The organism is Paenibacillus sp. A3 (genome assembly GCF_001399685.1).
GTDB lineage: Bacteria > Bacillota > Bacilli > Paenibacillales > NBRC-103111 > Paenibacillus_G.
In genome coordinates this window covers 1-7,073 of sequence record NZ_JTHN01000151.1, presented here as the reverse complement: position 1 = coordinate 7,073, position 7,073 = coordinate 1, and the positions used below count along the sequence as shown (strand labels likewise).

9 protein-coding genes and 1 riboswitch are annotated in these 7,073 nt (G+C 57.6%); of the genes, 1 reads left to right on the top strand and 8 read right to left on the bottom strand.

The features are described from left to right. Positions 1-360 (bottom strand): Gfo/Idh/MocA family protein (locus QJ48_RS22725; RefSeq protein WP_237763030.1); only part of this gene is annotated, 360 nt, incomplete at its 3' end. 247 nt (positions 361-607) lie between these two features. Between QJ48_RS22725 and QJ48_RS22720 the strand changes: the two genes are divergently transcribed. Then, entirely contained in the window at positions 608-1,375 is a 768-nt protein-coding gene (locus QJ48_RS22720; protein WP_237763029.1) for a hypothetical protein, read from the top strand. Positions 1,376-1,410: 35 nt separating this feature from the next. On the opposite strand, the gene fetB is transcribed toward QJ48_RS22720, so the two are convergent. From fetB to QJ48_RS22685, 7 genes are all read right to left on the bottom strand, one after another. Beyond that, on the bottom strand, positions 1,411-2,163 hold the full coding sequence (gene fetB / locus QJ48_RS22715; RefSeq protein ID WP_054975765.1) for an ABC transporter permease: 753 nt from the start codon (positions 2,161-2,163) through the stop codon (positions 1,411-1,413). Then, on the bottom strand, positions 2,145-2,927 hold the full coding sequence (locus QJ48_RS22710) for an ATP-binding cassette domain-containing protein (RefSeq protein WP_237763028.1): 783 nt from the start codon (positions 2,925-2,927) through the stop codon (positions 2,145-2,147). The genes fetB and QJ48_RS22710 overlap by 19 nt, the downstream gene beginning before the upstream one ends. A gap of 27 nt (positions 2,928-2,954) precedes the next feature. Next, positions 2,955-3,842: a cation diffusion facilitator family transporter gene (locus QJ48_RS22705; protein ID WP_054975764.1), complete on the bottom strand. Its 888-nt coding sequence runs from the start codon at positions 3,840-3,842 to the stop codon at positions 2,955-2,957. A gap of 184 nt (positions 3,843-4,026) precedes the next feature. Continuing rightward, positions 4,027-4,404: a ferredoxin gene (locus QJ48_RS22700; RefSeq protein ID WP_054975763.1), complete on the bottom strand. Its 378-nt coding sequence runs from the start codon at positions 4,402-4,404 to the stop codon at positions 4,027-4,029. 173 nt (positions 4,405-4,577) lie between these two features. Then, positions 4,578-4,780: riboswitch (cobalamin riboswitch) on the bottom strand. A gap of 71 nt (positions 4,781-4,851) precedes the next feature. After that, positions 4,852-5,001, bottom strand: a complete 150-nt coding sequence (gene rpmG, locus QJ48_RS22695; RefSeq protein WP_010491717.1) for a 50S ribosomal protein L33 — start codon at positions 4,999-5,001, stop codon at positions 4,852-4,854. Between the two features lie 32 nt (positions 5,002-5,033). Next, entirely contained in the window at positions 5,034-6,257 is a 1,224-nt protein-coding gene (locus QJ48_RS22690; RefSeq protein ID WP_054975762.1) for a GTP-binding protein, read from the bottom strand. A gap of 201 nt (positions 6,258-6,458) precedes the next feature. Further along, the coding region (locus QJ48_RS22685; RefSeq protein ID WP_162238546.1) for a ferrochelatase at positions 6,459-7,073 on the bottom strand (615 nt) is incomplete at its 5' end.

Below are 7,073 nucleotides of genomic sequence, written 5' to 3'. Positions count from 1 at the left end.
GCGGTAGTTTTCCGCGATCATGAACGGGATTCGCTCTTTCACGGCCCGTTCCACGATCTGAATCGATTCGTTGTAATCAAAAGCGATGGGCTTCTCGCACAGTACCGGCAGCCCGAGATCGAACACCCGGTTGTTGATGGCCGTATGCACATGAGGCGGCGTCACATTGACGAAAATATCCGGCTTTTCCGCTGCAAGCGCTTCCTCCAATGAAGTATAAAAAGGCGTATCGTCCGCACCGAGCTTCTCTTTCATCGCCGGATTGGGTTCGACGACCGCCACTTCAATCCCACCATGCTGCTTTAGCTTTTTGTACATGCCGAACCCGGCGACTCCCAAACCCGCCAATAGCGCTTTCATAGGCTGACGAACCTCCGCATCTATTGTTAGTAGCGAAACATCCGCTAAATTGCTTCCCATTCTAACGCAGCGCTTTTTAAATGTATAGATCAAGATCCGACAAAACCGCGCAATAATGAACAAGGGGGGGATCGGCTACGCTGAAAAACAAGCAGTTTGGGCCTACATTTATATTCCCTTGCGGATGCTGTATACTCTAGTTGGAATGACAATCGCGGCAGTATAAATGAAATGGAGAGAAGATCAGGTGCAACTATTCCTTATTGAGCCTGCGGCTTATACCGCTTTTAACGACGAGGCGGCACTCATTGAGCAATGCAAAGAATGGAATTTGCTTTCGGAGAAAGCGTCCAAAGCCAAAACCTTTTTCTACAAGAGAAACGGACTCATACTGGCCTGCCGGTTGATCGGCTATGTCGATAAAATGACTGCTGTCATCGAATTGGAAGACAAACGGCTGCACTGCATCCACCCTTCCTACCTGAAAGAGATGCAGGCTTCAACTTACGGGCAGAAGTCTTCCGTCGGTGCAGAGGATGCGGCGGAACCGGAGAACGCCGTTCCAGCGGTTGCGGCAACCGAAACATCATTAGAGCCTCCTGCGAAGGAAACCCGGGAGCCTGAAGCCCCCGAGGCTATGAAGCCTCAGGCCGAAGAGCCAGAGACCGCAAAACAGCCGACAAAGGGGAAGACCAAGAAAGAAAAAGCGCCGAAGCTGCAGCTTCCGGAAGAAAAAGTTAAAATGACCGCCACGGTAAAACAATTTACAACCGTACCGAATAATTTCTCCGAAAGTGACGATGAAGTAATTATTTACGAGGCCGTTTCCATCGCCGAGCCGGCGACCGAAATCGGCGAAGCCTGGTCCAGCAACAGCGCCACGATGAAGAAGCTGGAACTTGATATCGGCGACACGATTACCTTTGAGGCAAAGATCATCGCCAAGAAGCTCACGCGGCATCCCGTGCCGTATAAAATCAACAATCCGTCTAAAATTCAAAAACAAGAATCGTGACAAGTCCAAGGGGCTGTCCTAAAATTCTCCGCATCCTATCCGCCCGACCGCAACCGGCCGTCACGGGTAAACCACAGCTTGTAGCTGATCAGTCCCAGCAGCATTCCCGTAATCGCCGCCGAGGAGGAAAGCACAAACATGATCAAAATCTGGTACCGCACCGCTTCGACCGGGTTCGCTCCCGCTACGATCATCCCGGTCATCATGCCCGGAAGCTGAACGAGGCCGACCGTCTTCATCGAATCGATCGTCGGGATCATGCTGGACTTGATCGAGCGCTTGAGCGACTGCTGAATCGCCTGCCGCAGCGTCGCGCCGAGCGCCAGCAAAGCTTCGATCTCGCCGCGGGAGGACTCCAGCTCCCGCTTCATCTGGTTTAGCAGCAAGCCCGAGACGATCATCGCAGTGCCGATCGTAATGCCGCTGATCGGGATGATGTACTGCGGCGTCGGCTGAATAATACCGAGGCCGAGCAGCAGCGTCATCGTGATCGCTTCCGTTGCCGTAATCGCGACGGCAATGCGCAGCCGGATGCCGCCGACGCCTTTGGCACGCTGCCCGGCGTTCCACGAAGCGACCGCAATCATCACGCTGACGATCAGAACGATGAACCAGGGATTGTCCGTATGAAAGACGAACTGGAGCACATACCCCACAAGCAGCAGCTGTAGTGCAGATCGAATGGTGCCGATCGCCACGTCCTTCTCCAGGCCGAGCTTCTGCCAGACCGAGACGAGCATGGTCACGACGACGAACACCAGCGTACTGATTAGCGCCAGGTTGGACATTCCGCATCCCCCTTCCCTGGGGCGGCCGCAACGGATAACGCTGCCGCGAACCGGCGGCCGTGCTCCGTGTCCGGAGCATGAAAAAAGTCCTGCGTCTCCCGGTTCTCCAGCAGCGTCCCCTCAGCCATAAACCATACACGCCTGCTGACGCTGCGCGCCTGCTCCAGATCGTGCGTTACCCACAGCTGCGCAGTCCCTTCCCGCTCGTTCCATTCCCGCAGCAGCCGCTCGGCTGCCGTCCGGCTGTGCGGGTCCAAGGATGCGGTAACTTCGTCGAGCAGCAAAACGTCCGGCCGAAGCAGCAGCGAGCGGGCCAGCGCGAGCCGCTGCTTTTCGCCGCCGGACAGCTCGCCCGCAGGCTTGCTCCAAACCATTCCGCCAAGGCCAAGCGCTTCCATGCAGCGTGTGGCGAGCTGACGGTCGAATGGGCGGCGGTGCAGGTGGCTGACCGTGCACAGATTGTCCTCAACGGTTCCCGGCAGCATGACGGCCTGCTGAGCAACGTAAGCTACCTTCGTCCGCCACTCCTGCGGCTTCCATGCGGAAGCTGGCTTGCCGTCCAGCCGCAGCTCCCCCTCATCCGCGGCGTCCAGCCACGCCAGGATGCGCAGCAGCGTGCTTTTACCCTGCCCGGAAGCGCCGAGCAGCGCGACCATGCCGCCTTCCTCCAGCTCGGCCGTTATGCCGCTGAATAACGCAGCGCTTCCTTCACCGCCCCGCTGCCGGTATTTCGCAAGCTTTTCCATCGATAATACAGATGCCAACCGCAAGCGCCCCCTTTTTTCAAAAGCTTATTCGTACCATGGATTCAAATGGATGAGCACTTCGTCAACATCGGCATGCCGCTCCATGATCGCACGCTTGATTTGCCGGGAAATATCGTGCCCTTCCTGAACCGTAAGCTCTCCCGGAATGCTGACCCGCAGATCCACCAAAATGTAATGCCCGTGCTCTCTCGCCCGAAGCCGGTCGATCCGCTTCACCTGCGGAATCGTTTGGATGAGAGCCGCGTATTCATCCAGCTTCTCCGGCTTCACCGCTTTTTCCATCAGCACGTCGAACGCTTCCTGCCCCATCGAGTAAGCCAGCTTCAGGACGAGAATCGAAACGATAATCCCGGCGAGCGGGTCGCCGTAGGCCAAGTACGGGATGCTCCAAGCCTCGCCGAGCATCGCAAGCGCGATACCTACGACGGCCGCAAGCGACGCGTACACGTCGGCCAGATGGTCGTAAGCCGTGGCGATCAGCCCTTTGCTGTTCGTCTGTCTGCCGATCCGGATCGTGTACATATACAAGGCCTGCTTCCAGACCAACGAAACCAAAGCCGCGGTCAGCGCAAGTACGCTGGCTTCCGCCGGTTCCTCGAACAGCGCGGCAGCGGCATGATAGCCGATGAACAAGGCAGCGAGCGCCAGCACGACGGCCACGAAGGCGGAGCCGAGCACCTCGGCTTTGCCGTGTCCGTACGGATGATCCTCGTCCGCCGGACGCTTGGAAATCCGCATCGAGCTTAATGCCGCGGCCGTCGCAATGACGTCGCCCGCATTGTGCACGCCGTCCGCAAGCAGCACTTGGCTGCCGGATAGAAAGCCGACGATCAGCTTGAGCAGCGTCAGAACGACATTGCTGATCAGGCTGATCCACACCGCCGCAATGGAAGCATTGTTCCCCTTACTCATCATTTATGACCCCCGCCAGAACTTTTTCCCATAGGAAACAAAAAAACCCCAGCCGTCCGGCCAAGGGTTGGAAAAGCTTTTTTATGAGGCAAATCAGTCCTATGCAGAATCATAACCATCACCACGCTCAAAAAATAACATCGACCATTATAGCACGGAATCCGGTTGGTTGCAAAACCGCTGCTCATCGGCCATCCGAGGGCTGCGGTTTCGGCGTTCCTTCAGCCCCGCGGGTCGTCCCGATGAATTCTTCCTGATACGTATAGAGGACCTGCTCCTGTATCGTGCGTCCGCCGAGCAAATGTTCCTGTACAAGCTCCCGACCCAGCTCGGGGGTCATTTCCTTGTACCAGACGCCCTCCGGATAGACGATGACGATACAACCGTCTTCGCACCGTCCGTTGCACCGCGTTCTTGTCGTGTGAACGAGCGCGTCCGCCTGCTGCCGGGCAATCTCCTCCCGGATCGCCTTGGTAACCTCCTCGCCCTGCTGCCTCATACAGCTCCCGCCGTTGCAGATAAGCACATGGTGGCGCGTACCGGACAAATTCCATGTTGTCATTATTCCGCCTCCTTCTTTTCAAAAAAAGAAAAGGAGCATTCCAACCCTGTCGGTTAGAAATACTCCCTTCAGACCCGTATGTGCATGCCCGAATGCGCTGTCTGTAAGACAGCAGCCCGTGCATCGGCATATCCGTTCTTCGTATCCTAACACACCCTATGCTCCGTAGGGTCCAGCGTGTTATCGGATCAGGCAGGTATCCTGGCTTAGGGCTTCCCGCTCGGCGCCTTCCCGAAGATATGTCTTCAGTGGCATGCTGCCGAGCGATAGCTTGAATCAAGCGCCCTTCACAGTGGCGGGACCGCGACGGAGTTGCACTCGTCTTCCCTTTTAAGCTTCGGACGAGGTCCGAAGCACCCGATTCCCGGTATTCGGTTGTTATGAACCTAACGATACCCGAGGGGAGGATGCATTGTCAATATGTTCCTGACCCATCCCTGCCGCGTCCTAGCGCGTTTCCCGGTGCAGAGTTACCTTCTTGAGCCGGGGGCAGTATTTGCGAAGCTCGAGCCGTCCCGGATGAGTTTTCTTGTTCTTGGTTGTCGTGTAGTTCCGGTCGCCGCATTCTGTGCAGGCTAATGTAACGATGACGCGCATAAGGGACACCTCCTTTCCAATCTATGTCGGATTTATTGCAACAATGCCTCTTCTAACTGCTCCGTCGACACGTTCGGCAGTCTGTCGGGCAGCAGGCTCCAGTCCCCTGCCATTTCCTCATCCGTGAGCAGGCATGCATCCAATTCCTCCGTGATCCGCCGCTTATCCGGCGCAATCCCGATCAAGACCAACTTCGTCGTCCGGTCCCCGAAGACGGGGTCCCAATGCTGCGCGAGTTCCGGCTCCTCGGCGAGTATGGCCTGACGCTCCGCTTCCGGGAGCGCGGCCACCCAGTAACCGGCCGGGCCGAATTGAATCGAAGGGCCGGCCTGGCTCAAGCTTTGCGCAAGCGCGTTGCGGCTCGCCAGCCACACCGTCCCCTTCGCGCGGACGATAGCCTCCGGCCAGTCGGACATCCACGCCGTAAGCCGTTCGGGATGGAACGGACGGCGGCGTTCGTACACGAACGAGGAGATGCCGTACTCCTCCGTCTCCGGCGTATGATGATCGTTCATCAGCTCCTGCATCCAGCCCGCCGAAGTGCTTGCGGCTTCGAAGTCGAACAAGCCGGTGTCCAAAATCTCCTCCGGATTCACCTGTCCCCGCTCCGCGCGCAGCAGCTTCGCCCGCGGCTGAAGCTTTCTCAGTACACCCTCCAGCTCATTCAGTTCTTCCTCTTCGACCAGATCGCATTTGTTCAAGATAAGCACATCGCAGAACTCGATCTGGCTGATTAGCAGGTCGACCACATCGCGCGTATCGTCCGCGCCTACGGCCTGCTGCCTCTCCAGCAGCGATTCGCCGGAGGAATAGTCGTGCCAGAACCGATAAGCGTCCACCACCGTCACCATACAGTCCAAGCGGCACCAGCGGGACAGATCAATGCCGTGCTCTTCGTCGATGTAGGTGAACGTCTGCGCCACCGGCACCGGCTCGCCCACCCCGGTCGATTCGATCAGGATGTAATCGAACCGGCCTTCGAGCGCCAGCCGCTCCACCTCGCGCAGCAGGTCTTCCCGCAGCGTGCAGCAGATGCAGCCGTTCGACATTTCCACAAGCTTTTCCTCCGTGCGGGACAGTCCGCCTCCGTCTTGAATCAGCGCCGCATCGACGTTCACTTCGCTGAGATCGTTGACGATGACCGCCACCTTCAACCCATGGCGGTGATTCAGCACATAATTTAAAATAGTCGTCTTCCCGGCGCCCAAATAACCGCTCAGCACCGTAACCGGTATTTTCGTTGTGTTGTGTTCCATGGTCAGCAAACCTTTCTTAAACGTAATTATTACTAATAAAAATCATTGTACTGAGACGCCTATCGTTTGTCAACGAACAAATTTCAGTCCGCAGCATGCACTCTCCTTTGTTCGAGAGACCGATCCCACAATTTTAATATAAAAAAAGACCCGCAGCCCGGCGTCAATGATGCCCGAAAGCAGGTCCTTGCTTTATTCATCTCAGGTTCTAAGCACGCCAGCCGTGCCGTACGCATCGTCCTTGCACCGGATGCGCCGGGCGGCGTAACGGCTCAACATATCTATAAACTCGTACGCATCGTTTAGAAACTCCGTGCGCGTGAACTCCATCCCGCATCTTGCGGCCAGCTCCCAGCAGTCAATGCCTACGTCGTACAGCACCTCCACATTTTCGGTCAGCGACATCAGCTCGCTTACGACGACGGCTTTGCGTCCGGCAGCAGCTTCTGCCTCGATGACCTCCCGTACATCCGGGCCCAGCCAAACCTGCGGTGCCGGTCCCCCGCTGCGGTACGCCAGCCTCCACGGATAGCCGCCCGCCGCCCTGGCGACGCTTGCCGCCAAAGCTTCAAACTCCGCGCAGAACCGCTCGTTCGCCTGGGGCAGCCCTGGCTGGCTGTGCGCGGTGAAGAGCACGACGAAATCGCTCCGCCCGTCTGCGGACAACCAGTTTACCGCCGAGCGAAGACGCCTCCCCAACAGGTCGACGAACCGCGGCTCGGCCCACCAGCCCTCGATATCAACAACCGGGAGGTCCACGCCGATTCGCTGAACCGCGTCCCGGACCTGCTTGCGGTACGCTCCCGTGCCGGACCG